The sequence below is a fragment of the Roseomonas sp. 18066 genome, from assembly GCF_902706185.1.
In the GTDB taxonomy this organism is placed as follows: Bacteria; Pseudomonadota; Alphaproteobacteria; order Acetobacterales; family Acetobacteraceae; genus Pseudoroseomonas.
The window spans coordinates 1-24,958 of sequence record NZ_CACSJM010000094.1 but is presented as its reverse complement, the minus strand read 5'-3'; the positions used below and the strand labels follow the sequence as shown (position 1 = coordinate 24,958).

22 protein-coding genes are annotated in these 24,958 nt (G+C 72.2%); 7 read left to right on the top strand and 15 right to left on the bottom strand.

Annotated elements, in window-relative coordinates; genetic code table 11:
• Nucleotides 1-112: 112 nt before the first annotated feature.
• Nucleotides 113-1,297, top strand: a complete 1,185-nt coding sequence (gene rnd, locus GVN67_RS18600) for a ribonuclease D (RefSeq protein ID WP_159998701.1) — start codon at nucleotides 113-115, stop codon at nucleotides 1,295-1,297.
• 280 nt (nucleotides 1,298-1,577) lie between these two features.
• Here rnd and GVN67_RS18595 read toward each other — a convergent pair whose 3' ends face one another.
• The 6 genes from GVN67_RS18595 to GVN67_RS18570 all read right to left on the bottom strand — a co-directional run bounded on the left by GVN67_RS18595 (nucleotide 1,578) and on the right by GVN67_RS18570 (nucleotide 8,872).
• A complete protein-coding gene (locus tag GVN67_RS18595) occupies nucleotides 1,578-3,104 on the bottom strand; it encodes a Ppx/GppA family phosphatase (RefSeq protein WP_408906358.1) in 1,527 nt (508 codons plus the stop codon).
• Nucleotides 3,105-3,296: 192 nt separating this feature from the next.
• Nucleotides 3,297-5,537, bottom strand: coding sequence for an RNA degradosome polyphosphate kinase (locus GVN67_RS18590; RefSeq protein WP_200845308.1), 2,241 nt, complete (start codon nucleotides 5,535-5,537; stop codon nucleotides 3,297-3,299).
• Nucleotides 5,538-5,546: 9 nt separating this feature from the next.
• On the bottom strand, nucleotides 5,547-6,281 hold the full coding sequence (locus GVN67_RS18585) for a chromosomal replication initiator DnaA (protein ID WP_159998699.1): 735 nt from the start codon (nucleotides 6,279-6,281) through the stop codon (nucleotides 5,547-5,549).
• Nucleotides 6,282-6,301: 20 nt separating this feature from the next.
• Nucleotides 6,302-7,375 (bottom strand): AI-2E family transporter, encoded by a 1,074-nt coding sequence (locus tag GVN67_RS18580; protein ID WP_235035362.1) that lies wholly within the window; start codon nucleotides 7,373-7,375, stop codon nucleotides 6,302-6,304.
• Nucleotides 7,372-7,971 carry a CDP-alcohol phosphatidyltransferase family protein gene (locus tag GVN67_RS18575; RefSeq protein WP_235035361.1) on the bottom strand — a complete coding sequence of 200 codons (600 nt, stop codon included), beginning with the start codon at nucleotides 7,969-7,971 and terminating at the stop codon, nucleotides 7,372-7,374. Before GVN67_RS18575 ends, GVN67_RS18580 begins: the two co-directional genes overlap by 4 nt.
• Before the next feature lie 97 nt (nucleotides 7,972-8,068).
• Nucleotides 8,069-8,872 carry a hypothetical protein gene (locus GVN67_RS18570; RefSeq protein ID WP_159998697.1) on the bottom strand — a complete coding sequence of 268 codons (804 nt, stop codon included), beginning with the start codon at nucleotides 8,870-8,872 and terminating at the stop codon, nucleotides 8,069-8,071.
• A gap of 147 nt (nucleotides 8,873-9,019) precedes the next feature.
• On the opposite strand from GVN67_RS18570, the gene purM reads away from it, so the two are divergent.
• The 5 genes from purM (at nucleotide 9,020) to GVN67_RS18545 (ending at nucleotide 14,363) form a co-directional block, all read left to right on the top strand.
• Nucleotides 9,020-10,102, top strand: a complete 1,083-nt coding sequence (gene purM, locus GVN67_RS18565) for a phosphoribosylformylglycinamidine cyclo-ligase (RefSeq protein ID WP_159998695.1) — start codon at nucleotides 9,020-9,022, stop codon at nucleotides 10,100-10,102.
• Nucleotides 10,099-10,758, top strand: a complete 660-nt coding sequence (purN, locus tag GVN67_RS18560; protein ID WP_159998693.1) for a phosphoribosylglycinamide formyltransferase — start codon at nucleotides 10,099-10,101, stop codon at nucleotides 10,756-10,758. The genes purM and purN overlap by 4 nt, the downstream gene beginning before the upstream one ends.
• Before the next feature lie 161 nt (nucleotides 10,759-10,919).
• Complete coding sequence (locus tag GVN67_RS18555; RefSeq protein ID WP_159998691.1) at nucleotides 10,920-11,975, top strand: LacI family DNA-binding transcriptional regulator; 1,056 nt, start codon at nucleotides 10,920-10,922, stop codon at nucleotides 11,973-11,975.
• On the top strand, nucleotides 11,960-12,901 hold the full coding sequence (locus tag GVN67_RS18550; RefSeq protein WP_159998689.1) for a 3-hydroxyacyl-CoA dehydrogenase: 942 nt from the start codon (nucleotides 11,960-11,962) through the stop codon (nucleotides 12,899-12,901). Before GVN67_RS18555 ends, GVN67_RS18550 begins: the two co-directional genes overlap by 16 nt.
• A 76-nt stretch (nucleotides 12,902-12,977) precedes the next feature.
• A complete protein-coding gene (locus GVN67_RS18545; RefSeq protein ID WP_159998687.1) occupies nucleotides 12,978-14,363 on the top strand; it encodes a GntP family permease in 1,386 nt (461 codons plus the stop codon).
• Here GVN67_RS18545 and GVN67_RS18540 read toward each other — a convergent pair.
• The 3 genes from GVN67_RS18540 to GVN67_RS18530 all read right to left on the bottom strand — a co-directional run bounded on the left by GVN67_RS18540 (nucleotide 14,360) and on the right by GVN67_RS18530 (nucleotide 17,491).
• A complete protein-coding gene (locus GVN67_RS18540) occupies nucleotides 14,360-15,364 on the bottom strand; it encodes a LacI family DNA-binding transcriptional regulator (RefSeq protein ID WP_159998685.1) in 1,005 nt (334 codons plus the stop codon). The two genes, GVN67_RS18545 and GVN67_RS18540, sit on opposite strands and share 4 nt — an antisense overlap.
• A 1-nt stretch (nucleotide 15,365) precedes the next feature.
• A complete protein-coding gene (gene hisD, locus GVN67_RS18535) occupies nucleotides 15,366-16,649 on the bottom strand; it encodes a histidinol dehydrogenase (protein WP_159998683.1) in 1,284 nt (427 codons plus the stop codon).
• A 101-nt stretch (nucleotides 16,650-16,750) separates the two neighbouring features.
• Entirely contained in the window at nucleotides 16,751-17,491 is a 741-nt protein-coding gene (locus GVN67_RS18530) for an SDR family NAD(P)-dependent oxidoreductase (protein ID WP_235035360.1), read from the bottom strand.
• Nucleotides 17,492-17,825: 334 nt separating this feature from the next.
• On the opposite strand from GVN67_RS18530, the gene ctrA reads away from it, so the two are divergent.
• A complete protein-coding gene (ctrA, locus tag GVN67_RS18525) occupies nucleotides 17,826-18,572 on the top strand; it encodes a response regulator transcription factor CtrA (protein ID WP_159998679.1) in 747 nt (248 codons plus the stop codon).
• A 45-nt stretch (nucleotides 18,573-18,617) separates the two neighbouring features.
• Here the strand turns inward: ctrA and GVN67_RS18520 are convergent, their stop codons facing one another.
• From GVN67_RS18520 to GVN67_RS18495, 6 genes are all read right to left on the bottom strand, one after another.
• Nucleotides 18,618-19,430 carry a protein-glutamate O-methyltransferase CheR gene (locus GVN67_RS18520; RefSeq protein WP_159998677.1) on the bottom strand — a complete coding sequence of 271 codons (813 nt, stop codon included), beginning with the start codon at nucleotides 19,428-19,430 and terminating at the stop codon, nucleotides 18,618-18,620.
• A complete protein-coding gene (cheB, locus tag GVN67_RS18515; RefSeq protein WP_200845307.1) occupies nucleotides 19,427-20,893 on the bottom strand; it encodes a chemotaxis-specific protein-glutamate methyltransferase CheB in 1,467 nt (488 codons plus the stop codon). The genes GVN67_RS18520 and cheB overlap by 4 nt, the downstream gene beginning before the upstream one ends.
• Complete coding sequence (locus tag GVN67_RS18510; RefSeq protein WP_159998675.1) at nucleotides 20,890-21,282, bottom strand: PleD family two-component system response regulator; 393 nt, start codon at nucleotides 21,280-21,282, stop codon at nucleotides 20,890-20,892. The genes cheB and GVN67_RS18510 overlap by 4 nt, the downstream gene beginning before the upstream one ends.
• 13 nt (nucleotides 21,283-21,295) lie before the next feature.
• Entirely contained in the window at nucleotides 21,296-21,754 is a 459-nt protein-coding gene (locus GVN67_RS18505) for a chemotaxis protein CheW (RefSeq protein ID WP_159998703.1), read from the bottom strand.
• A gap of 138 nt (nucleotides 21,755-21,892) precedes the next feature.
• Complete coding sequence (locus tag GVN67_RS18500) at nucleotides 21,893-24,559, bottom strand: chemotaxis protein CheW (RefSeq protein WP_159998673.1); 2,667 nt, start codon at nucleotides 24,557-24,559, stop codon at nucleotides 21,893-21,895.
• A 95-nt stretch (nucleotides 24,560-24,654) separates the two neighbouring features.
• The coding region (locus GVN67_RS18495) for a hypothetical protein (protein WP_159998671.1) at nucleotides 24,655-24,958 on the bottom strand (304 nt) is incomplete at its 5' end.

Sequence of the window (24,958 nt, the reverse complement as noted above, 5' to 3'; positions counted from 1 at the left end):
CTGCCCACCCGCTTCGCAAGCCCCGATCGGCCAGTTTCGCGACGCTTCGCGGTTTTCCCCTGCCCCCCTGGACTTTGCGGGATCGCCCAGCTTCGCTAGAAGCATGGATGCCATGAGCCGACGTAACCAGGCCCAGGACCCCGACCCCGTCCTGATCACCACCTCCGAGGCGCTTTCAGAGCTCTGTGCGCGGCTGCGCACCGAAGCCTTCGTCACGGTCGATACAGAATTCATGCGGGAAAGGACCTATTGGCCCGAGCTCTGCGTCGTGCAGCTCGCCGGCGAGAACGAAGTCGCCGTCATCGATGCCCAGGCCGAAGGGCTCGACCTGGCGCCGCTGGGCGAATTGCTGGCGGATACCGCGGTCACGAAAGTGTTCCACGCCGCCCGGCAGGACGTGGAAATCTGCATCCTGCGCTTCGGCGCCCCGCCGAAGCCGCTGTTCGACACCCAGATCGCCGCCATGGTGGCCGGCTTCGGCGACCAGGCCAGCTATGACAGCCTGGTGCGCGGCCTGGCCAATGCCTCGATCGACAAGGCGCACCGCTTCTCCGACTGGGCGGCCCGCCCGCTGTCGGCGGCGCAGATCGCCTATGCCGCGGCCGATGTCACCCACCTGCGCCGGGTCTACACCGCGCTGGTCGACCGGCTGACCGAGGAAGGCCGCCTGTCCTGGGTGGCCGAGGAAATGGCGGAGCTGACCGACCCGGCGACCTATCGCCAGGACCCGGAGACCGCCTGGGAACGGCTGAAGCCGCGCTCCAGCAACCGCCGCTTCCTGGCCGCCGTCCGCGCCATCGCCGCCTGGCGCGAGCGCGAGGCCCAGCGCGTCAACATCCCCCGCCAGCGCCTGGTCCGTGACGAGACGCTGATGGAGATCGCGGCGACCGGGCCGACCACGGCCAACGACCTGGCCCGCGCCCGCGGCATCAGCAAGGGATTTGCCGACGGCAAGACCGGCGCGGGGCTCATCGCCGCCCTCGCCGCGGCCAAGGAGCTGCCCGACGCCGCCCTGCCCGAGGCGCCGAAGGAAAGCCGCCAGGGCCCGCCCGCCTCGCCGGCGCTGATCGCGCTGCTGAAAGTGCTGCTGGCCGCCAAGGCCGAGGAGCACCACGTCGCCCCGCGGCTGATCGCCAGCAGCGACGAGCTGGAACGCCTGGCGACGGAAAGCGAACCCCAGGTGCCGGCCCTGCACGGCTGGCGCCGCCAGGTGTTCGGCCAGGCCGCCCTGGCGCTGAAGGGCGGCCGACTCGCCCTCGGAGTCGAAGGGCGGAAAGTGAAGCTGATCGAAAGCTAAGAGACGATCAGGGAAGACAGGGGGCAGGCCAGGGGAATGAATTCCCCTGGACCCCTTCTTTTTTCTGTCAGATTGCCATGTCCACGTGGCGACAGGACGCGCCACGGCCCAGCAACAGCGCGACCTTCAAGGTCGCGCTGTTTTTGTATGAAATTGGCGTCCCGCCGTGATGCCCTGGTGTGGTTGCAGGTAAGGGGCTGGTCACGCCACGGCAGGCGATCAGAAAAAAGATGGGGGTTTGGTGGAATTCATTCCCCCAACCTTTTCCCTGTCTTCTCTGTCAGCCCGCTTCGATTTCCACGACGGCGAGAAGACCCAGCGTGGCGGCCAGCGCCTCCACCCGGCGTTGCACGCTGTCGCCGGCGAAGGTGCCGCCGCCTTCGACCAGGCGCAGCACCAGGCGGTCCTGCTGCATGACCAGGGCGGTGCTGCGCAGCAGCTCGGGCGTGCCGCCCGACAGGGTGTAGGCCAGGCGCAGCGCGGCGCCGAGCACCTCGGCCCGGCGCAAAGCGGGGGCGTCCAGCAGCACGCGCGCCGCGGCCAGCCAGGGCGCGTCGAGCTCCGGCTCGTAGCGCAGCGCCACGGCCAGGGCCAGGAAGGCGCGCTCATGGTGGTCGAGGCCGATGCCGGGCTGGCGGAGGACGCGCAGGAAGGATTGCTCGGCGCGGTAGTCCGGGTGGTCGTGGCTGCCGATATCGGACAGCCAGCAGGCCGCCTGGCGCAGCGCCAGGGCCGAGGGCTGCTCGGTCGGGAACAGCGGCGCGGTCCAGGCCGACAGGGCGTCGGGCAGCTCGTTGTCGCGGCCGTAGCGGCCGGCCATCTCGCGGCCGGCAGCCAGCAGCGGGTCCTCGCGGCGCACCTCGGGGGTCAGCAGCCGGGCGTACCAGCCCTCGCGCAGCCCGTTGGCGCTGAAGACGACGCGGCGGGCGCCGGTGGCGCGCAGCAGGCGGCGCAGCACCGCCGCGGCGAAGGGCAGGTCCTGCAGGCGCTTCGACGGCGCGCCGGGCAGCCGCTCCAGCGTGCGGCGGGTCGCGGCCATCACCACGCCGCAGAGGTCGCGGGCTTCCTCCCGGCGCAGCACGTAGTGGTGGACGATCGACAGCGGATAGGCGGTCTGGGCGATGTGGATCTTGGCCAGCGCCCGCCAGGCGCCGCCGACCAGGTACAGGTCGCGGTCCTTGCCATGGGCCAGCCAGGGCAGCTTGCCCAGCTCCGCCTCGGCGATGCCGCGGGCGCGGCCGATATCGTTGTTGGCGCGGTCGGCCAGGCGGATGGCGCCGATCTGCAGCGAGGCGGAGGCGCCGGCGCGGCCCTGGGTCAGCTCGACCAGCTCCAGCGAGCCGCCGCCGAGGTCGCCCAGGATGCCGTCGGCCTGGGGGAAGCCCAGCAGAACGCCGTCGGCGGAGAAGGCGGCTTCCTCGTCGCCGTCGAGGATGCGGATGGGGACGCCCGGCATGCGCTCGGCGAGCGCCGCGGCGAAGGCCGGGCCGTTGCTGGCGTCGCGCACCGCAGCGGTGGCCAGCACCTCCAGCGGCGCGGCGTTCATGGCGCGGGCGACGGCGTGGTAGCGCTCGAGCACCATCAGCGCCTGCGGCACCGCCTCCTCGTTCAGCCGGCCGGTGGTCTGCAGGCCGCGGCCGAGGCCCAGCACCGCCTTCTCGTTGAAGATGGCCAGCGGGTTGCGGCCGCGCCCTTCATAGATGACCAGGCGGACCGAGTTGGAGCCGAGGTCGACGATGCCGGCGCGGGGCGCGGGCCCCTGCTCGGCCTGGGCATCGGCGACGACGGGGCTGTCAGGACGGTCCAAGCAGGGGATTCCTCGGCAGGCATGGCGGATCGAAGGCCGACATAGCACCGGTCGTGCCGAGTTCCGACCCCGGCGCTGCAGCGCAGCGAGGCTGGCGCGGCGCCGCACCTGACGGCCGCTTCACGATGATATCCCGGCGGAAGTTGAGGATCGATGGCGGCGGGGAGCGGAAATCTCCCCGCCGCCACGGCTTCAATCCTGGGTGACCCGGTCCTGGCGGCGGCGGGCGGCGCGGGCCTGGACGTGTTGCAGGGCGCTGCCGCGGCCCGAGAGCGACGGGTTTGTCATGAAATATTCATGCGCCGAGACCGGATGCGCGCCCGGGGCCAGGCGGCGCCAGGCGCCGTCGGGCTGCAGCTGCCAGGACTGGGCGGTGTCCTTCAGGTTCACCGCCATGATCTGGTCGAGGATCTGGGCATGCACGGTGGGGTTCTCCACCGGCAGCATGGTCTCGACGCGCCAGTCCATGTTGCGCGCCATCCAGTCGGCGCTGCTGATGAAGACCCGGGCGCGGCGCGACGGCAGGCGGTGGCCGTTGCCGAAGACCAGCACGCGGGAATGTTCCAGGAAGCGGCCGACGATCGACTTCACCCGGATGTTGCTGGACAGGCCCGGCACGCCCGGGCGCAGGCGGCAGATGCCGCGGATGACGCAGTCGACCTTCACCCCGGCTTCGCTGGCGCGATAGAGGGCGTCGATCAGCTGCTCGTCGACCAGGGAGTTCATCTTCAGCCAGATGCCGGCGGCCTTGCCCTCGCGGGCATAGGCGATCTCCTGCTCGATCAGGCCGAGGATCGCCGGGCGGATGGTCAGCGGCGAGAAGGCCAGCCGCTCCATGGTCTCGGGCCGGGCATAGCCGGTCATGTAGTTGAACAGCTTCTGCGCGTCGCGGGTCAGCGCCGGGTCGGCGGTGAAGAAGCTGAGGTCGGTGTAGATGCGCGCGGTGATCGGGTGGTAGTTGCCGGTGCCGAAATGGGCGTAGCTGCGAAGCGATCCGCCCTCGCGCCGCACCACCAGCGACATCTTGGCGTGGGTCTTCAGGTCGACGAAGCCATAGACCACCTGGACGCCGGCGGCCTCCAGCTCGCGGGCCAGCGCGATGTTGCGCTCCTCGTCGAAGCGGGCCTTCAGCTCGACCATGGCGGTGACCGACTTGCCGGCCTCGGCCGCCTCGATCAGGGCGCGGGCGATCGGGCTGTCGCGGCTCGTGCGGTACAGCGTCTGCTTGATGGCGACCACGCTCGGGTCGCGCACCGCCTGGCGCAGGAACTGCACCACCACGTCGAAGGATTCGTAAGGGTGGTGGACCAGGATGTCCTTGGCGCGGATGGCGGCGAAGCAGTCGCCGCCGAAATCCAGGATCCGCTCCGGGAAGCGCGGCGTGTAGGGGGTGAACAGCAGGTCGGGGCGGTCATCGACGATCAGCTGCTTCAGGTCGGCCATGCCGAGCAGCCCGTCGGCCACGAAGATCTCGGCACGCGGCGCGTCGAGCTCCTCGACCACGAAATCGACCAGGTCGGGGGCCATGCGGGCATCGACGGTCAGCTGGATGGCGCGGCCGCGGCGGCGGCGCTTCAGCGCGCTCTCATAGGAGCGGACCAGGTCTTCCGCCTCCTCCTCGAACTCGACATCGGTGTCGCGGATCAGCCGGAACAGGCCCTGCTCGACATTGATGTAGCCGGGGAACAGCCGCGGCAGGCAGAGGGTGATCAGGTCTTCCAGCAGCACGAAGCGGATCGGGCCGGTGCCGGGGGTGATCTGCGGCGCATCCTCGGCCGGCGGCAGGCGGATGAAGCGCTCGATCTGGCTGGGCAGCGGCAGCAGGGCGCGCATGGTGCCGCCATCTTCCTCGCGCACCAGCTTCAGCACCATGCACAGCGCCAGGTTGCTGATGAAGGGGAAGGGATGCGCCGGGTCGACGGCCAGCGGCGTCAGCACCGGGAAGACGCGCTCGAGAAACCAGGTCTCCAGCCAGCTGCGGTCGGCCGCGGTCAGCTCCTCGACCGGGCTGACGGCGATGCCGGCCTCGCCCAGCTTGCGGCGCAGGTCGCGCCAGCTGGACTGCTGCTCCTCGGTCAGCGCCGCGGCGCGGGCATGGATCGCCGAGAGCTGCTGCCCCGGGGTCAGCCCGTCCGGCGAGGAGGGGGTGATGCCCGCCCGTTCCTGCCCGACCAGCCCGGCGACGCGGACCGAGTAGAACTCGTCCAGGTTGGAGGCGGAGATGGCGACGAAGCGCAGCCGCTCCAGCAGCGGGTGGTTGGCGTTGGCCGCCTCCTCCAGCACCCGCGCGTTGAAGTCCAGCCAGGACAGCTCGCGGTTGATGAAACGCTCGGGGGCGTTCGGCGCCATGGGCGCGGGGGCCGCCGTCTCGCTGGAGACGGCAGGCAGGGGGGCGGCAGCAGGGGCGTGCTGCTTGGCGTCGGCGGCGTCCATGCCGGCAGCCTACAGCAAGGGCGGCGCCGACAGCGAGGGACTGGCGACAGTTTCCATGGAAACGTCATCAAGCGGCTCGAAGCCCGGCCAGTCGGCCAGCGCCGCGCGGGCCAGGGCCCGGGTCACGGCGCCGCCGGCGGCCAGCGCCGCGCGGTCCAGCCGGGCGGCGGCGGCGGCGATGGCGCCGGCCTCGCGCGGCAGGCGGGCCAGCAGCCAGTCCTGCACCGCCTCCGGCACGCGCAGCTGGCGCTCGGCGAATTGCCGGGCCAGCAGGGTGGCCAGCAGCCGGTCGGAGGGCTCGGCGATGCCGACGGCGGCCGTCGCCCGCAGCCGGCTGGCCAGGTCCGGCAGGGTCACCGGCCAGCGGGCGGGGGCGCTGCGGCCGGCCAGCAGCAGCGGCAGGCGCTGCGCCGCGCAGGCATTGATCAGGTGGAACAGGGCGGCTTCCTCGGCGACGCAATCGGCGTCGTCCAGCACGGTCGGCGCCGGCTCCGGCACGCCGCGCAGCGCCGGGCCCTCCAGCAGGCGCCAGCCCTGCCGCGCCGCGGTCAGCCGCAGCAGATGCGACTTGCCCACGCCCTCCGGCCCGAACAGCGCCAGGCGGCCGACCGGCCAGCCATCGATGCGGGCCAGCCAGGCATGCGCCTCGGCATTGGAGGGGTCGGACAGCAGCTCGCCGCGGTAGAGCACCGGCAGGTCGAGCGGCAGCGCCAGCTGGCGGATGGGGGGGGTCAGGAGGAGCATGGTCGCGGGGCCGGCAGGCTTCAGAGTCCGGTGCGGGGGGGATCGAGGTAGAGCGGGCTCTCCAGATACCGCCGCAGCCAGTAGCGCGCCAGCACGCCCAGCGCCGCCGCCATCGGCACGGCCAGCAGCACGCCGAGGAAGCCGAAGGCCACGCCGCCGGCGAAGAGCGCGAAGATGACCCAGACGGCATGCAGCTCGACCCGGTCGCCGAGCAGGCGGGGGTAGATGATATAGCCCTCGACGATCTGGCCGGTGACGAAGATGGCCAGCACCAGCCCGACCCCGTTGAAGGTGCCGAACTGCCCCATGGCCAGCAGCAGCGCGGTGGCCAGCCCGGTCATCGAGCCGACATAGGGGATGAAGGACAGCAGGCCGGAGGCGATGCCGACCATCAGCCCGAGCTCCAGCCCCACCGCCGACAGGCCGATGGCGTAGTAGGCGGCGAGCAGGGCGCAGCACAGCAATTGCCCGCGCAGCCAGGCCGAGAGCACCCGGTCGGTGTCGCGCGCCAGGGTCCGCAGCGTGCCGGCCGAGCGGCGCGGCAGCCAGCTTTCCAGCCGCATCATGATGCGCGGCCAGTCGCGCAGCAGGTAGAAGGCCACCACCGGCGTCACCACCACCAGGGTGAAGACCGAGAACAGCGCGTAGCCGCCGCCGATCAGCCGGGTGGCAGCGGTGCCGAGGAAGGCCAGGATGGCGCCGATCTGGCTGACCGCCAGGTCGCGCAGCCGGGTGTCGAGGACGTCCGGCCCGAAGCTTTCCTCGAGCCCGGCCAGGCCCTCCTGGATGGCCGCCGCGATGCCGGTGGCATAGCTCGGCAGCCGCGCCAGCAGGGTGCCGACCTGGGCGATGATCAGCGGGTAGAGCAGCAGCAGCGCCAGCAGCGCCAGCGCCATCAGCCCGGCCACCAGCATCAGCGCGCCCAGCCCGCGCGGCAGGCCGAGCCGCGCCAGGCGCGTCGCCAGCGGGTCGAGGAAATAGGCGATGCACAGCGCCAGGACGAAGGGCGTCAGGATCGCCGAGAACAGCCACAGCAGGAACAGCGCCGCCGCCGTCAGCCCCAGCACCAGGGCCAGCGGCGGCGCCGCCTTCACAGCCAGGACCCCGGCCAGGACCCGGGCCGCAGCCCCAGCCAGGGTGCCAGGTAGGCGAGGCCGGACAGCAGCGTGGTGGCCGCGACCAGCAGCACCATGCCCTGAAAGACCATCCCGGCCACCGAGCCGGGATCCGGAAAGAAACCTTGCAGCAGGAGGGCGAGGGCAGCGAGGGCGATCTGCGCCACGGTATTGGCCTTCGAGATGCGGAGGGGCTGGATGCGCGGCGGCGCGCCGAGCAGGCTGAGCAGGGTGACGCCGCCGATGATCAGCAGGTCGCGGAACACCACCATGATGGCCAGCCAGTCGGGCAGCATCCCGGCCCAGGCCAGCGCCACATAGGTCGAGATCAGCAGCGCCTTGTCGGCCAGCGGGTCGAGGAAGGCGCCCAGCCGCGACTGGCTGCCCTGGCGCCGCGCCAGCCAGCCATCGATCGCGTCCGAGATGCCCGCCGCCAGGAAGACGATGCAGGACAGGTCCAGCCGGCCATGGATGATCAGCCAGATATTGGTCGGCACCGCGCAGAGCCGCGCCAGGGTGATCAGGTTCGGCAGGGTGAAGGCGCCGGCATTCGGATGCACGACCGCCGGATGCACGACCGCTGGATGCCCGGCGGGCGGATACAGGGCGGGCGGCGGGCCGCCGGCCGCGCCGGGCGGGCCGGCCGGCGCGGCGGGATCGGGCCTGGGCGGGTCAGACCCGGCCGGCAAGGCCGATTTGCCAAGGACCCGTGCCGGCGGCGGCGGGCGCCGCGGCAGGCGGGGCGCCGTAGCGCACCGGCGGCGCCAGCCCGGCCGGGCTGGCCACGGGCGTGGCCGCGACCGGCGCCGGTGGCTGCAGGGTGATGCCGGCCGCCGGCAGCGCCTGCATCGCCAGCTCCGGCGTGTGGCGCAGGCCGAGGCGGAGGCGCGCCCCGTCCACCGCGATGGCCAGGATATCGATCGAGGCGATCTCCGGATTGGCCAGCAGGCGGCGCCGCAGGTCGAGCCAGTCGCGCAGGCCGCCGAAGCGGGTCTGCGCCTCGATATAGCCGGCGGCCGGCAGGCTGAGGGCCGCCGGCATCACCGGCGCCGCGGCGTCGCCCGTCGAAGCACCCGTCGAGGCACCCGGCGGCACCAGGCTGCCCGAGCCCCCCGAGCCGCCGCCGAAGCCGCTGGCGGCATGGGCCGAGGCGCGGCCGGGGCCCCCGGCGCGGCCCGGGTTGAAATTCACCGTGAGCCGGCCGGAATAGCCGCTGCGGGTGCTGCGCTCCTCCTCGACGATGATCGAGGAGACCATGGAATCGATCTGGGAATCGGACAGGCCGCGCGGCAGGCCCAGGCTTTCGGCCATCCGTTCATAGGCGGTGCGCTGCGCCTGGGCGATCGCCCGGGTGCGGGCGATCACCGCGTTCTCGGCCGTCGCCGCGGCCGGCACGCCGCGCTGGGTATAGGCGTCGGCGGGCGCTTCCGCGACGCTGGAGGCCATGCCGCCGGCGGTGCTCTGGGCGAAAGACACCCCTGGCAGGGCGGCTCCGCAGAGCAGACCCCCCATGACAAAGGTTGCGGCCAGACGCCGAAAATGTTGCATTCCGCCCCCTTGGAAGCCCGGCATAGCGAATTCACTCCTTCCGGGCCTTTTGCGCATAGCCGATCGGGCCCCCTGATGACCAGTCTGACCTACCGCGACGCCGGCGTTGACATCGAAACCGGCGACGCCCTCGTGGATGCCATCAAGCCGCTGGCGCGCGCCACGGACCGCGCCGGGACCATGGGGTCGCTGGGCGGCTTCGGCGCGCTGTTCGACCTGAAGGCGGCCGGCTACACCGACCCTGTCCTCGTCTCCTCGACGGACGGCGTCGGCACCAAGCTGCGGCTTGCCATCGACAGCGACATGCATGACGCGGTGGGCATCGACCTGGTTGCCATGTGCGTCAACGACCTGGTGGTGCAGGGCGCCGAGCCGCTGTTCTTCCTCGACTATTTCGCCACCGGCAAGCTGCAGCTGGAGCAGGCCCGCGCCGTCGTCGCCGGCATCGCCGAGGGCTGCCGCCAGGCCGGCTGCGCCCTCGTCGGCGGCGAGACCGCCGAGATGCCGGGCATGTACGCCAAGGACGACTACGACCTGGCCGGCTTCTCGGTCGGTGCCGCCGAGCGCGACGGCCTGCTGCCGAAGCCCGATGTCGGCGCCGGCGACGTGGTGCTGGGCCTGGCCGCCTCGGGCGTCCATTCCAACGGCTTCTCGCTGGTCCGCCGCATCCTGGCCGCGACCAACCAGGGCGTCGCCACCCCGGCCCCCTTCGCCACCGGGGATCAGGCTGGCCAGACCATCGGCCAGGCGCTGCTGGCGCCGACCCGCATCTATGTGAAGTCGGTGCTCGCCGCCCACCGCGCCGGGCTGGTCAAGGCCGCCGCCCACATCACCGGCGGCGGCCTGCCCGGCAACCTGCCGCGCGTGCTGCCCAAGGGCACCGTCGCGGTGCTGGACGCCCAGGCCTGGACCCTGCCCCCGGTCTTCGCCTGGCTGGCGAGCGCCGGCAACGTCGTGCCGGAAGAAATGCTGCGCGTCTTCAACTGCGGCATCGGCATGTGCGTCGTGGTGAAGCCCGAGGATGTCGAGGCCGCCACCGCCCTGCTGGCCCAGCATGGCGAGACCGTCTTCAACCTCGGCCATATCGAGGCGGGCGCCGAGGGCGCGGCCGCCGAGGTGCGCATCGACAACCTGACGCCGCGCTGGCCGGCGGCATGAGCCTGCGGGCCCGCACCGCCATCCTGATCAGCGGGCGGGGCAGCAACATGGCGGCGCTGCTCGCCGCCGCCGCTGACCCGGCCTACCCGGCGGAAATCGTGCTGGTCCTGGCCAACCGCGCCGATGCGGCGGGCCTGGCCCGCGCGGCGGAGGCCGGCATCCCGACCGCGGTGGTGGAATCCCGCCCCTTCGGGAAGGACCGCGCGGCCTTCGAGGCGGCGATGTCGGCCGAGCTCGCCCGCCACGGGGTGACGCTGATCGCGCTGGCCGGCTTCATGCGCGTGCTGACCGAGGGCTTCACCGGCGCCTGGGAAGGGCGGATGCTCAACATCCACCCCTCGCTGCTGCCGGCCTTCCCCGGGCTCGACACCCATGCCCGGGCGCTGGCCGCGGGCGTGCGGCTGCATGGCTGCAGCGTCCACCTGGTGACGCCCGGCGTCGACGAAGGCCCGATCCTGGCCCAGGCCGCGGTGCCGGTGCTGGCCGGCGACGACGAGGCGACGCTGGCCGCCCGCGTCCTGGCCGAGGAGCACCGCCTGTACCCGGCGGCGCTGGCCTGGATGGCCGCCGGGCAGGTCAGCCTGCGCGACGGCCGCGCGGTGGTGGCCGCGGCGCCGGCGCCGACCGCCACGGCGCTGCGCAACCCCGGCTGCTGACCCGGCGGAGGGGCGGCGACGCCCCTCCCCTCACGGAGACGTCAGCCGCCTTGCATTGACAGCGGCGGCCACTCCGAGAACGTTCTCACTCCACGGCAGAGGCCCGGCACAGGGTCCGCCTCGGAGGGGAATGTCCATGCGTCACGACGCGAGGGGGGGCGATGCCGGATAGGCCCGCCTCCCGCATCACCATCAAGGACCTGGCGCGCGAGCTGGGCATGTCGGTGGCCACCGTCGCCCGCGCCTTCCACGAGGGCGCGGCGATCGCCGCCGAGACCCGGGCCCTGGTGCTGAAGCGCGCCGCCGCGCTGGGCTACCAGCCCAATGCCCTGGCCCGCGGCATGATCACCCGCCGCACCCGCATCGTCGGCGTCGTCGCCTCCGACCTGCACAACCCCTTCTACCCCGACGTGCTGGCCCGCCTCAGCGAGGCGCTGCAGCAGGCCGGCTGCAACATGATGCTGGTCACCGGCGGCGGTGGGACAGGTGGTGGCGAGGCGGCGGCGCTGCGGCTGCTGCTGTCCTATCGGCCGGAATGCGTGCTGATCCTGGCCACCACCCTGAGCAGCGCCGGCGCCGAGGCCTGCGCCGCCGCCGGCACGCCGCTGCTCTACCTGAACCGCTTCCCCGGCGCGGCGGCGGCGGCCATCGTCTGCGACAATGCCGAGGGCGCCGCGGCGCTGACCCGCCACCTGCTGGACCAGGGCGCCCGCCGCCCGGCCTTCATCGGCGGCCTGGCCGACAGCTCCACCCAGTCCGAGCGCCGCGCCGGCTTTCTGGCAGTCTGCGCCGAGCGGGGGATTCTTCCCCGCGAGCATCCGGCCGGGGCCTTCAGCTACGAGGCGGGGCATGCCGCGGCGCTGGCCCTGCTGCAGGGCGGGCAGCCGCCCGACGCGCTGCTCTGCGCCAGCGACATCCTGGCGATCGGCGCGCTGGAGGCGGCGCGCCACGTCTTGGGCCTGCGCGTGCCCGGCGACCTGCTGGTCGCCGGCTTCGACGACATCCCGCCGGCGGCCTGGCCCTCGCACGACCTGACCACCTGGCGCCAGCCGCTGGACGCCATGCTGGCGGCGGCGCTGGACTGGCTGGCCCCGGTGCTGGCCGGCATCGCGCCGCCGCCGCCCGGCCTGACCCGCCTGCCCGGCCGGCTGGTGGCCCGCGGCAGCACGGCGACAACGACAAGAACCGAGGAGGAACAGGCATGCCAACTGCACTGAGAAACGTGGCCGTGGTCGGCGCCGGGCTGGTCGGCTCCGGCTGGGCGGTGGTCTTCGCCCGCGGCGGCGCGACCGTCCGGCTCTACGACGCCAGCGAGGCGATCCGCGCCCAGGCGCTCGACCGGCTGGCCAGCATGCTGGCCGATATGCGCGGCGCCGGGCTGGTCGACGACGTGGCGCCGATCCTGGCCCGCATCACCCTGTGCCACAGCCTGGCGGAGGCCGTGGCCGAGGCCGACTACATCCAGGAATCGGTGCTCGAGCGGGTCGAGGTGAAGCAGGAGGCCTGCGCCCAGATCGCCGCGGCGATGCGGGCGGACGCCATCGTCGGCTCCTCCTCCTCCGGCATCCCGGCCTCGGCCTTCACCGAGGGGCTGGCGCAGCGCGCCCGCTTCCTGGTCGCCCATCCGGTCAACCCGCCGCACCTGGTCCCCCTGGTCGAGCTGGTGCCCGCCCCCTGGACCGATCCGGCCATCATCCCGGTGCTGCGCGCGGCGATGGAAGAATGGGGCCAGGCGCCGATCGAGGTGAAGGGCGAGATCGAGGGCTTCATCCTCAACCGCCTGCAGGGCGCGCTGCTGAACGAGGCCTGGGCGCTCTACGAGGCCGGGCTGGCCAGCGCCGCCGACATCGACCGCACCGTCTCCGAGGGGCTCGGGCTGCGCTGGGCCTTCATGGGGCCCTTCGAGACCATCGACCTGAACGCCCCGGGCGGCATCGCCGATTATTCGGCGCGCCTGGCCCCGCTCTACCACCGCGTGGCGGAATCGCGGCGCGACCCGCAGCCATGGTCGGCCAACGCCATCGAGCAGGCCGAGGCCGAGCGCCGCAGCGTTCTGCCGGCCGACCAGCTGCAGGCGCGCGGCGACTGGCGCAACCGCCGGCTGATGGCGCTGGTCGCGCATCTGCGCACCCAGCCCCGCTAATTCGTTTTCCGGTTTGCCGGGCCCTCGATCGGGCCCGGCGCCGTGGCGCTACCCCCGACAACCAGGAGAGAAAGCCATGCTTGGCACGATCGCCATCATCCTCTCGCTCGCCGGGCTGATGTATTTCGCCTATCGCGGCATGAACGTGCTGATCCTGGCGCCGCTGATGGCGGCGCTGGCGGTGCTGCTGGCCCAGGGCGGGCCGCTGCTGGCGACCTATACCCAGGTCTTCATGACCAGCCTCGGCCGCTATGTCGTGCTGTTCTTCCCGATCTTCATGCTGGGCGCCATCTTCGGCAAGCTGATGGCCGATAGCGGCGCCTCCACCACCATCGCCCAGACCATCATCCGCCGCCTGGGCGCCGGCCATGCCATCACCGCGGTGACGCTGGCCTGCGGCGTGCTGACCTTCGGCGGCGTCTCGCTGTTCGTCGTGGCTTTCGCGATCTTCCCGATCGCGGCGGCGCTGTTCCGCCAGGCCGATGTGCCGAAGCGGTTGATCGCGGGGGCCATCGCGCTCGGCTCCTTCACCTTCACCATGACCGCCTTCCCCGGGACGCCGGCGATCCAGAACGCCATCCCGACGCGCTATTTCGGCACCACCACCTTCGCCGCCCCCGGCCTCGGCCTGATCGCCGGCTGCATCATGCTGTTCGGCGGCCTGGCCTGGCTGCAGGCGCGCGCCCGCAGGGCCAAGGCGGCCGGCGAAGGCTATGGCGACCACCAGGAGAACCTGCCGCAATTCGAGGAAGGCGAGCGCCCGGGCTTCGCCCTCGCCTTGCTGCCGATCGGCGTCGTCATCGGCCTGAACGCGATCTTCTCGCTGATCGTCTTCCCGCGGATGGATCTCGGCTACCTGTCGCAGCAGCTCTATGGCGATGTCGCGCCGGCCACGGTGATCGGCACCTGGGCGCTGATCGTGGCGCTGCTCGGCGCCATCCTGACCGTGCTGCTGCTGCAGCGGCGCTATCTGCGCGACGCGCAGAAGACGCTGAACGAGGGCACGATGGGCTCGCTGCTGCCGATCTTCAACACGGCGAGCGAGGTCGGCTATGGCGCGGTGATCGCCTCGCTCGCCGCCTTCGTCGTGCTGCGCGACGTCGTCGTCGGCATCGCCCCCGACACGCCGACCATCTCGCTGGCCATCGCGGTCAACGCGCTGGCGGGGATCACCGGCTCGGCCTCGGGCGGGCTGTCGATCGCCCTCGACACGCTGGGGGCGACCTATCTGGAACGCGCCAATGCGCTGGGCATCAGCCCGGAGCTGCTGCACCGCATCGCCGCCATCTCCTCCGGCGGCTTCGACTCGCTGCCGCACAATGGCGCGGTGATCTCGCTGCTGACCATCACCGGGCTGACCCACCGGTCGTCCTATGGCGATATCTTCGTGGTCAACCTGGCGATCCCGGTCTGCGCGCTGATCGTGGTGATCGCGCTGGGCAGCACGCTCGGCAGCTTCTAGGCGGCGGGCAGAAAGCTGCCGCGCGGCACCAGCGCCGCCGGCAGCCGCAGCGCGCGGGCCGGCTGGCGGTCGCCTTCCAGCCGCGCCTGCAGGATCTCGATGGTGGCCTCGATCATCGCGGCCACCGGCTGGCGCAGGGTGGTCAGGGAATAGCCCGGCCAGCCTGCCATCGGGATGTCGTCGAAGCCCATCACCGCGACATCCTGCGGCACCCGCCGCCCGGCCGCGTGGCGCAGCGCATCCATGCCGCCGAGCGCCAGGATGTCGTTGGCGAAGAAGATGCCGTCGGCATTCCCGGCCTGCAGCGCCGCGCGATGCCCGGCTTCATAGGAAAAGTCGCCGGCCGCGATGCGCCTGGGCGCCCTTAACCCCCGCGCGGCGAAGGCCGACAGAAATCCGCGCTCGCGTTCCTGGCTGGTGGAGGTGTCGGGGCGGCCGGCGACGAAGACCAGCTCGCGCCGCCCGGCATCGAGCAGCGCCTCGGCGGCGAGCCGCGCGCCGGCGGCATTGTCGCAGGCGACGCTGTCCAGCGGCGTGGCGCCGGAGGCGGTGCGGTTGAACAGCACCGCCGCCCGCCCGTCGCCCAGCCAATGCGTGGCGCCGGCGGAAGACAGGCTGGCCGAGGTGAGGACCACCGCATCCACCTGGTATTGCCGCAGCCGCGGCAGGCAGGCATCGGCCTGCTGGCCCGGCGGCACGGTCAGCAGCAGCGCCTCGAAGCCGGCGGCCTGCAGCGCCAGCGTCATCTGCTCCAGCACCGCCGGGTAGAAGGGGTTCTGCAGCTCGCCCATCACCAGGCCGACGATGCGGCTGCGGCGGCGGGTGAGCGCGGCGGCGATACCGTTCGGTCGGTAGCCCAGCGCCGCCGCCGCCTCGAGGATCCGCGCCCGCATCGCCGGCGCGACCGAGGTGGCCGGGTCGAAGGCGCGGCTGACCATCGACTGGGAGACGCCGAGCTGCCGCGCCAATTGGCGCGCCGTCACGGCGCCCCCCGTCGCCATCTCAGGCGTTCTTGCCGCCATAGCGGCGGACGCGGATATCCGCCTGGGCCTGGTGCCCGGCGAAATTCTCGATGGCGCAGAGCCGCGAGCAGTATTCGCCGACCATGGCGCTGGCCTCGGGCTTCACCTCCTGCCAGGTGCAGGTCTTGATGAACTTGCCGACCCAGAGCCCGCCGGTGTAGCGGGCGGCCTTCTTGGTGGGGAGCGTATGGTTGGTGCCGATCACCTTGTCCCCATAGGCCACATTGGTCTCGGCGCCCAGGAACAGCGCGCCGTAGTTGCGCATCCGGTCGCGGAACCAGCGCGGGTCGCGGGTCATCACCTGGACATGCTCGGAGGCGATGTCGTCGGCGACCTGAAGCAGCTCCTCGTCGGTGTCGCAGAGAATGACCTGGCCATGGTCGCGCCAGGCGACCGAGGCGACGTCCGCCGTCGGCAGCGTCTTCAGCTGGCGCTGGATCTCTGCCTCGATGCCCTCGGCGATCTTCTTCGAGGTGGTCAGCAGGACGGCCGGCGAGGTCGGGCCGTGCTCGGCCTGGCCCAGCAGGTCGGTGGCGCAGATCTCCACGTCGGAGGTGTCGTCGGCGATGATCAGCGTCTCGGTGGGGCCGGCGAAAAGGTCGATGCCGACGCGGCCATAGAGCTGGCGCTTGGCTTCGGCCACGAAGGCATTGCCGGGGCCGACCAGCATGTCGACCGGCTTGATGGTCTCGGTGCCGATCGCCATGGCGGCGACCGCCTGGATGCCGCCCAGCAGATAGATCTCGTCGGCGCCGGCCAGGAACATGGCGGCGACGGTGGCCGCCGGGGCCACGCCGTTCAGCGGCGGGGTGCAGGCGATGACCCGCGGCACGCCGGCGACCTTGGCGGTGAGCACCGACATATGCGCGCTGGCCACCATCGGATAGCGGCCGCCGGGGATGTAGCAGCCGACGCTCTCGACGGGGATGTGCTTGTGGCCCAGCGTCACGCCCGGCAGGGTCTCGACCTCGACATCCTGCATCGAGGCGCGCTGCACCTCGGCGAAGCGGCGGATCTGCGCCTGGGCGAACTTGATGTCCTCGATCACCTGGGCCGGCAGGCTGTCGACCAGCTCCTGGATCTGCGCGGCGGACAGGCGGAAGCTCTCCGGCGACCACTTGTCGAACTTTTCCGACAATTCGCGGACGGCGGTGTCGCCGCGGGCCTCGACATCGGCCAGCAGCCCTTCGACGGTCTGGCGGACCTTGCGGTCGTATTCGGCGGTCTCGGCCGCCTCGGCACCCTTCTTCAGATAGCGGATCATGGCGTTTCTCCTCCTGGGTGGCGCGAGGCTGCGCCCGTCTGCATACGGATGCAAGGGCTTTTGCATCCGTATGCAATCACGGTCCGGGAAAGGCCCGCGGGTTATTCCGCGGTCCAGCCCCCATCGACCATCAGTGCGCTGCCGGTCATCAGCGCGGACGCGTCCGAGGCCAGGAAGACCACCGCCCCCATCAGGTCCTCGACCTGGCCGACGCGGCCCAGCTTGATCTTGCCCAGCACCCAGTCGCGGAAGGCCGCATCCTCGAAGAAGGGGCGGGTCAGCGGCGTCTCGATGAAGGTCGGGCACAGGGTGTTGACGCGGATGCGGTGCGGGCCGAGCTCGATCGCCATGGCCTTGGTCATGCCCTCCATCGCGTGCTTGCTGGCGCAATAGACGCTGCGCCGCGGCCCGCCGACATGACCCATCTGCGACGACAGCTGGATGATCGAGCCGCCCTGCCCCGCCGCCACCAGCCGCCGCGCCACCGCCTGGGCGATGAAGAAGGCGCCGCGGACATTCAACGCCATGACGGCGTCGTAATCCTCGGGCGCGACCTCGAGGAAAGGCGCCGGGCGGTTGGTGCCGGCATTGTTGACCAGGATGTCGAAGGGCGGGCGGGTGGCCAGCGCCCCGGCCACCGCCTGGGGGTCGCTGGCATCCAGCGGCAGGGTCTCGGCGCTGCCGCCGGCCTCGCGGATGGCGGCCGCCGCCGCCTCGATCTCGGCGGTGCCGCGGGCGGCCAGCGCCACATGCGCGCCGGCCTCGGCCAGCGCCGCGGCGGCGGCCAGGCCGATGCCGCGGCCGGCGCCGGTGACCAAGGCGCGGCGCCCCTCGAGCCGCATGGAAGGGGTCCTGGGTAGCTGCATCCGGCGTTCTCCCGTTTCGGTTGTGCCGCCAGTATGCCTGGATGCGCGGCCCCGGCTACCGGGGGCCTTTCGGGAGGCTGGCTCGCCTTGCGGTTGTGGCCCGGGCTGCGTGTCGGCGAAACCTCGCCAAAACCTTGAAATCTCAAAAATATCGCAGAAACCCGGCGTGTCTTTCCGGGTTTCGGACACCTTGTTTCTCTTTTTTTTAAACAATGTCTCCATTCTTAATACGTTTCAAAAGCGAAAAACCTTTCCTGACTTCGCGCATAGGTGGTACGAAATGCACGTCCAGATTGTGAGGAACCCAGGGATGCGCGTACTTCTGGTTGAAGACGATCTCACCACCGCGCGCGGCATTTCGATGATGCTGAAGGCATCCTCGATGATCGCCGACACCGCCGGCACGGGCGAAGAAGCGCTCGAGCTCGCCGGCCTCTACGATTACGACATCATCATCCTCGACATCATGCTGCCGGATATGGAGGGGTATGAGGTGGTGCGCCGGCTGCGCGGCAACCGGGTGGAAACCCCGGTGCTGGTGCTGTCGGGCCTGTCGCGGCCGCAGGCGAAGGTGAAGGCCTTCGGCATGGGCGCCGACGACTTCATCACCAAGCCCTTCGACCAGCAGGAGCTGATGGCGCGGCTGCAGGCCATCATCCGCCGCGCCAAGGGCTTCAGCCAGCCGACCCTGTCGGTCGGGCCGCTGACGCTGAACCTCGGCTCCCGCGATGTCCGCGTGGCCGAGCGGGAAGTCCACCTGACCGGCAAGGAATACGCCATCCTGGAGCTGCTGACGCTCCGCAAGGGCCTGGTCCTGACCAAGGAGGTGTTTCTCAACCACCTCTATGGCGGCATCGACGAGCCTGAAGCCAAGATCATCGATGTCTTCATCTGCAAGCTGCGCAAGAAGCTGGCCCAGGCCGGGGCTGGCGACCTGATCGGCACGGTCTGGGGCCGCGGCTATGTGCTGCGCGACCCGGCCAACCTGGGCGCCCGCTTCCCGGTGGCCGAGATGCCGCCGCCGGCCTCGCCGAAGCAGCCCCAGGTCGCCGCCTGAGGCCCGTCCCCCCACCCTGGCCCGCGCCAGGGTGGGGCGGTCGCCTCACAACAGGCTGCGGTTCTCCGCCAGGGCATAGGCGCCGCGCTCGCCGGTGACGGGCACCAGCCGCTCGGTCAGGCCCAGCACTGTCTCGGCGCCGCCGAGATAGAGCACCCCGTCCGGCGCCAGCTGCGCCGCCAGCGCGTTCATCACCTTGCCCTTGGTCGGCGGGTCGAAATAGATCAGCACGTTGCGGCAGAAGACCACGTCGAACCGCCCCAGCGCCTTGTGGTCGCCCAGCAGGTTGCGCTCCTCGAAGCGGGCCATGCCGCGCAGCTCCGGCGCCACCCGCCACTTGCCGCTCTCCTGCCGGAAATACTTGACCAGCATCTGCACCGGCAATCCGCGCTGCACCTCGAACTGGGTGAAGACGCCGTCGCGGGCGCGGTCCACCACCTCCCGCGACAGGTCGGTGCCGAAGATCTCGGCCTCCCTGATGCCCAGCTCGCGCAGGACCATGGCGATCGAATAGGCCTCCTGCCCGGTGGAGCAGGCGGCCGACCAGATGCGCAGCCGGTGCCCCGGCGGCCGCGCCGCCTGCAGCTTCGGCAGCAGCCGCTTCAGGTGGTCGAACGGCTTGCCGTCGCGGAAGAAGCTGCTCTCGTTGGTGGTCAGCGCCTCGGTCACCGTGCGCGCCAGCGCCTCGGCCCGGGCATCGCGCAGGCGGATGGCCAGGGCGTCCATGTTGACGATCCCCTCCTGCTTCAGGATGGGCGCCAGCCGGGTGTCCAGCATGTATTCCTTGTCCGGCGTCAGCACGATGCCGGAGCGCGCCTTCACCAGCGCCGCGATCGAGGCGAAGCTATCCGCGTTCATGCCATTCCTCCGGCGGTGAGCCCCGCCGCGCCGAATTGCGCCAAGACCTTCTCCGCCAGCTGCTCGGGCGGCAGCAGCGCCTGGGCGAGGCCCGCCTTGGCCACCGCCCCCGGCATGCCCCAGACGACGCTCGAGGCCTCGTCCTGGGCGAAGACGGTGCCGCCCGCCGCCGCCACCGCCTTGCAGCCCAGCAGCCCGTCCTGGCCCATGCCGGTCAGGATCACCGCCAGCACCCGCCCCTCGCAGGCGGCGACCACGCTGCGCAGCATCGGGTCGACCGCCGGGCGGCAGAAATTCTCCGGCGGGTCGGTGGTCAGCCGCGCCACCAGCCCGCCCGCCGCGCTGTCCACCAGCAGGTGCCGGTCGCCGGGCGCGACATAGAGCCGGCCTGGCTGCAGCGTTTCCTTGTCGACCGCCTCCGCCGCCGACGGGCCGCCCAGGCGCGACAGATGGTCGGCCAGCATGGCGGTGAAGCCCGCCGGCATGTGCTGCACCACGACGATCGGCACCGGCAGCGGCGCGGCCAAGCGGCGGACGAAGGCGGCCAACGCCTGCGGCCCACCGGTGGAGGAGCCGATGGCCAGGATGCGCGGCCGCCGCGCCGGCCCGGCGGGGCGCGGCGCCAGGGCCAGGGCCGGCGCCAGCAGCGGGGCCGGCGGCGCCGCGCCGGGCGGTGGCCCGCCGGCGCCCGGCAGCCCACGCGCCGGCGCCAAGGGCGCCACCACCACCGGGGGCGTCGCCAGGGGCGTGACTGGCAGCGCGGGCAGCATGGCCACCGATGCCGCCAGCGGCAGGGCCACCGGCGCCGCCGACAGCGGCAGGGCGGCCGGCGCCGCCGGGCGTGCCAGGGCCGGGCGCGGCGGCAGCGCGGGCAGCGCGGGCAGCGCGGGCAGCGGCCTTGGCGCCGCGCGCATCCGCGCCCAGCCCTTCACCTTGGCCAGCAGGTCGGCGCGGAAAGCGGCGTCGTTCATCCCGCCACCAGCCGCGCTGGGCTTGGGCACGTAATCCACCGCGCCGACACGCAGCGCGGCCATGGCGCTGCTGGCGCCGTGCTCGGTCATGGCGCTGGCCACGATCACCGCCAGCCCCGGCTGCAGCTTCAGCAGCAGCGGCAGGGCGGTGATGCCGTCCATCACCGGCATCTCCAGGTCCAGCAGCAGCACCTGCGGCCGCGCGGCCGAGGGCATGGCCTGGATCGCCTCCAGCGCCTGCTGGCCGTCGCCGGCGCGGCCGATCACCTGGATCGCCGGGTCGCTTTCCAGCAGCCGGGCATAGGCGGCGCGGACGGTGGCGCTGTCGTCGCACAGCATGACGCGCACCAGCGGCCCGGCCGGCGACAGCGCGGCGGCGACGGGCGCGCCGATGGGCGAGGCGCCCGGCGGGGGACCCAGCGTCGTCGCCCCCGCCGCGCCGGTGGCCCCGGCCGCGGCGGGGGCGGCCCGGCCCGGCAGCGGCAGGGTCACGGCTCGGCTTCCTCGGCGACCAGGCCCAGCTGCACCAGCTTGCCGGTCAGGATCGCGTCGTCGAAAGGCTTCATGATGTATTCCTGCGCCCCGGCGCCGAGCGCGGTGACGATGCGGTCGAACTCGCTCTCGGTGGTGCAGAGCATGATCACCGGCTCCTCCGCGCCGAATTCGGCGCGCGCCGCCTTGAGGAATTCCAGCCCGTCCATCACCGGCATGTTCCAGTCCAGCAGCACCAGCTTCGGCAGGCTGGCGCGGCAGGCCTCCAGCGCCTGCTGCCCGTCCTCCGCCTCGCTGACCTGGAAGGCATGGCGCTCCAGGATGCGGCGCGCCGCCTTGCGCACCACGCGGCTGTCATCGACCACCAGGCAGGTCTGCGCGGCCTCCATCACCATCCCTCCTTCACCCGATCGCCAGGATGCGATCGACATCGAGCACGATCAGCAGCCGGTCGTCCTGGCGGTGCACCCCGCGCGAGACCTCGCGCCAGACCGGGTCCAGGGTCGGCGGATTGCCGGCGAAGCCGTCGCCGGGCAGCGGCACCACCTCCCCCACCGCGTCGGACAGCAGGCTGTAGAGCTCGCCCGCCTGCTCGACGACGACGCTCATCGGCGGGCCGGCCTTGGCGCTGCGCTCCGGCAGGCCCAGGCGCCGGCGCAGGTCGATGGCGGTGACGATGCGGCCGCGCAGGTTGAGGCTGCCCGCCACCTCGCGCGGCGCCAGCGGCACCCGGGTGATCGATTGCGAGGCCAGGATGTCGCGCACCGCCAGCACCGGCACGCCGCAGAGCTGGCCCGCCACCGTCAGCGTCAGGAACATTTCCGCGGCGCTGTCGCCCAGCCCCACGGCGCGCGCCGCCATGGCCGCCGCCGCGCTCCCCGCATTGCCGCTGCCGGCGCCCGATCCCGGCCGCGCCGCGCCACCTGGCTGCATGTCGCTCTGCACTGGCTTCTCCTTCTTCTCGTCAGGCGTCTCTGCCGCGGCCCCGCGGTCCGGGGCTCAGGCCATGGCCGGCGCCGGCAGATGCTGCTGCAGCGCCGCCAGCAGCGCGTCGCGGTCGGATTTTCCGACATAGTCGGTGAAGCCGGCGGCCATGGCGTGGCGCACCTGCTCCGGCTCGACCCGGCCGGACAGCGCGATCATCGGCAGCGTCTGCCACGGCCCTTCGCCGCGCACGGCCCGCGCCAGGCCGATGCCGTCCAGGTCCGGCATCTCGATGTCGGAGACGATGATGTCGAACATCGAGCCCTGCTCGCGCAGCTGCAGCGCCTGGTTGCCGGTGTCGACGGCCACCACCTCGTAGCCGCAGGCGGTCAGGCCGGGCACCAGCAGGTGGCGGAAGAAGGCGCTGTCCTCCACCAGCAGCAGGCGGCGCGCGGCGCGCGTCATGCTGGGCGGGCGGAACCAGTCGTCGCCGGCCTGGCGCAGCCACCAGGCGCAATCCATCACGTCGGTCACCTTGCCGCCGATCACCGCGCTGCCCAGGAAGCCCGGCATCTCGCCCGGCCCCTCGATCAGCAGATGCGCCTCGACCACGTCGAGGATGCTGTCGACCATCAGCCCCATGGCGCGGTCGCGGTCGTTGAAGACCAGCACCGCCTGGCGCCGCCCGGGCTCCGGCGGCATCCAGCTGCCCGACATCGGCACCAGCGGCATCAGCTTGCCGCGATACTGCACCAGGGTCTTGCCGCCGGAATGCTCGATGCTCTCGACCGGCAGGTCCTCCAGCCGCGCCACCAGGCCGAGCGGCACCGCCTTCGGCGTGTCGTCGCCGGCGCGGAACAGCAGCAGCGCCGTGCGCTCGGTCGAGCGCTGGCCGCGCAGGCCTTCCGGCCCGCGCGCCGCATCCTCGCTCGGCCCGTCGGCGCCGACGCCGGTGGCCCGCGCGATGCCGTTGGGGTCGAGGATCATGATGACGCTGCCATCGCCAAGGATGGTGTTGCCGCTGAACATCGTCACATGGCGCAGGATCGGCGCCACCGGCTTGACCACGATCTCCTCGGTGTCGAAGACCTTGTCGACGATGATGCCGAAGACATTGGCGCCGACCTGGGTGACGACGACGAAGCCCTGCTCGCTGGCCTTCTCCTCGGCCGCCGCCTCCAGCTGCAGCAGATGCGACAGCGAGACCAGCGGCAGCAGCCGCTCGCGCAGCCGCATCACCGGCGTGGCATGGATCCGCTCGATCTGCGCGCCCTCGCCGCTGCCGCCGGCGCGCACCAGCTCGACCACGCCGATCTGCGGGATGGCGAAGCGCTCGCCGCCGGCTTCCACGATCAGCGCCGAGACGATGGCCAGGGTCAGCGGGATCTTGATGAAGAAGGTCGTGCCCTTGCCCTCGATCGAGCGCAGGTCGATGGTGCCGCCGATCTTCTCGACATTGGTCTTCACCACATCCATGCCGACGCCGCGGCCGGAGACCGAGGTGACGGCGGCGGCGGTGGAGAAGCCGGCGCGGAAGATGAAGTGCTGCACCTCCCGCTCGCTCATGCCGGCGAGCTCGGCCTCGGTGGTCAGCCCCTGGCTCAGCACCTTGGCCTTGATCTTCTCGACCGACAGGCCGCGGCCGTCATCGCCGATCTCGATGATGATGTGGCCGCCCTCGTGATAGGCGTTCAGCAGCACCCGGCCGGTCTCCGGCTTGCCCGCGGCGCGGCGCTGCTCCGGATTCTCCAGCCCATGGTCGCCGCTGTTGCGCACCATATGCGTCAGCGGGTCCTTGATCAGCTCCAGCACCTGGCGGTCCAGCTCGGTCTCGGCGCCCTTCATCACCAGCTCGATCTTCTTGCCCAGCTCGTTGGCCAGGTCGCGGACGATGCGCGGCAGCTTCTGCCAGGCGTTGCCGATCGGCTGCATGCGGGTCTTCATCACCCCCTCCTGCAGCTCCGAGGTGATGTGCGACAGCCGCTGCAGCGGCACGGTCAGCGCCGCGTCGCTGCGGGCGCGCACCAGCTGCAGCAGCTGGTTGCGGGTCAGCACCAGCTCGCTGACCAGGGTCATCAGGTCTTCCAGCACGTCGACCGCGACGCGGATGGTCTGCGGCGGCGCGGCCGGGGCGCCGGCGGCGGCCGCCGGGGCCGCGGTGCCGCCCCCCGCCGCGGGCGGCGCAGCGCTGGCCGCGGCCACCGGGGCGGGCTCGGCCTCCTCCTTCGCCGCCGCGGCGGCGGGCGGCGGCGCGGCGGCGGGCGGCTCGTTCAGCAGCGCGTCGAAGGCGGCCTCGGCCGCGGCGGCGGAGGCCTCGGGCGAGCTGTCCGGCGCCGCGGCGACCGGCGCGGCGACCGAGGCCGATTCGCCGCGCCAGGCCGCGTCCAGCCGGGCGATCAGCGCGGTGTCGTCGCCGCCCGGCTCGCTGCCGGTCGCCTCCAGCCCGGCGACGATGCTCTTCAGGCAGTCCAGCGCCGAGAGGATCAGCGTGATCCCCTCCGGCGTCACCCGCAGCGTGCCCTCGCGGTAGCGGCCCAGCACGTTCTCGGCCGCATGCGCCACCTTCTCCAGCCGCGACAGGCCGAGGAAGCCGCAGGTGCCCTTGATGGTGTGGACGTTGCGGAAGATCTCCGACAGCGTCGGCCGGTCGTCCGGCGCCTTCTCCAGCTTCAGCAGCGCCACGTCGAGCGCCGCCAGCCCTTCATTCGTCTCGGTCAGGAAGTCGGCGAGAAGGTCGTCCACGGCATTCCCCGGCAGGCTTCATCGGATGGCGTCATCCGCAACCTGGGGGCGCTGTGCCGAAGAAAGCGTAAAGCGCGGTGGCCTGCCGGCGCGGCTCAGCCTGCGCCCGGCACCAGCAGCAGCGCCGCGGCCTGGTCCGCCTCGCCCGCCTGCACCTCTGCCGGCACGCCCGCCTGCATATCTGCCGGCACGCCCGCCTGCAGCCGCGCCGTCCAGCCGGCGCCCTCGGCCAGCCGCGGCAGCATCCGCGCCAGCACCTCGCGCGGGCCGCCCTGGCCCTGCCCGGCCAGGATCGGGCCCAGGCTGGCCGAGGGCGCCGGCTGGACGGCGCGGCTGCAGGCGGGCGTGCCGGCAGATATGCAGGCGGGCGTGCCGGCAGAGGTGCAGGCGGGCGAGGCG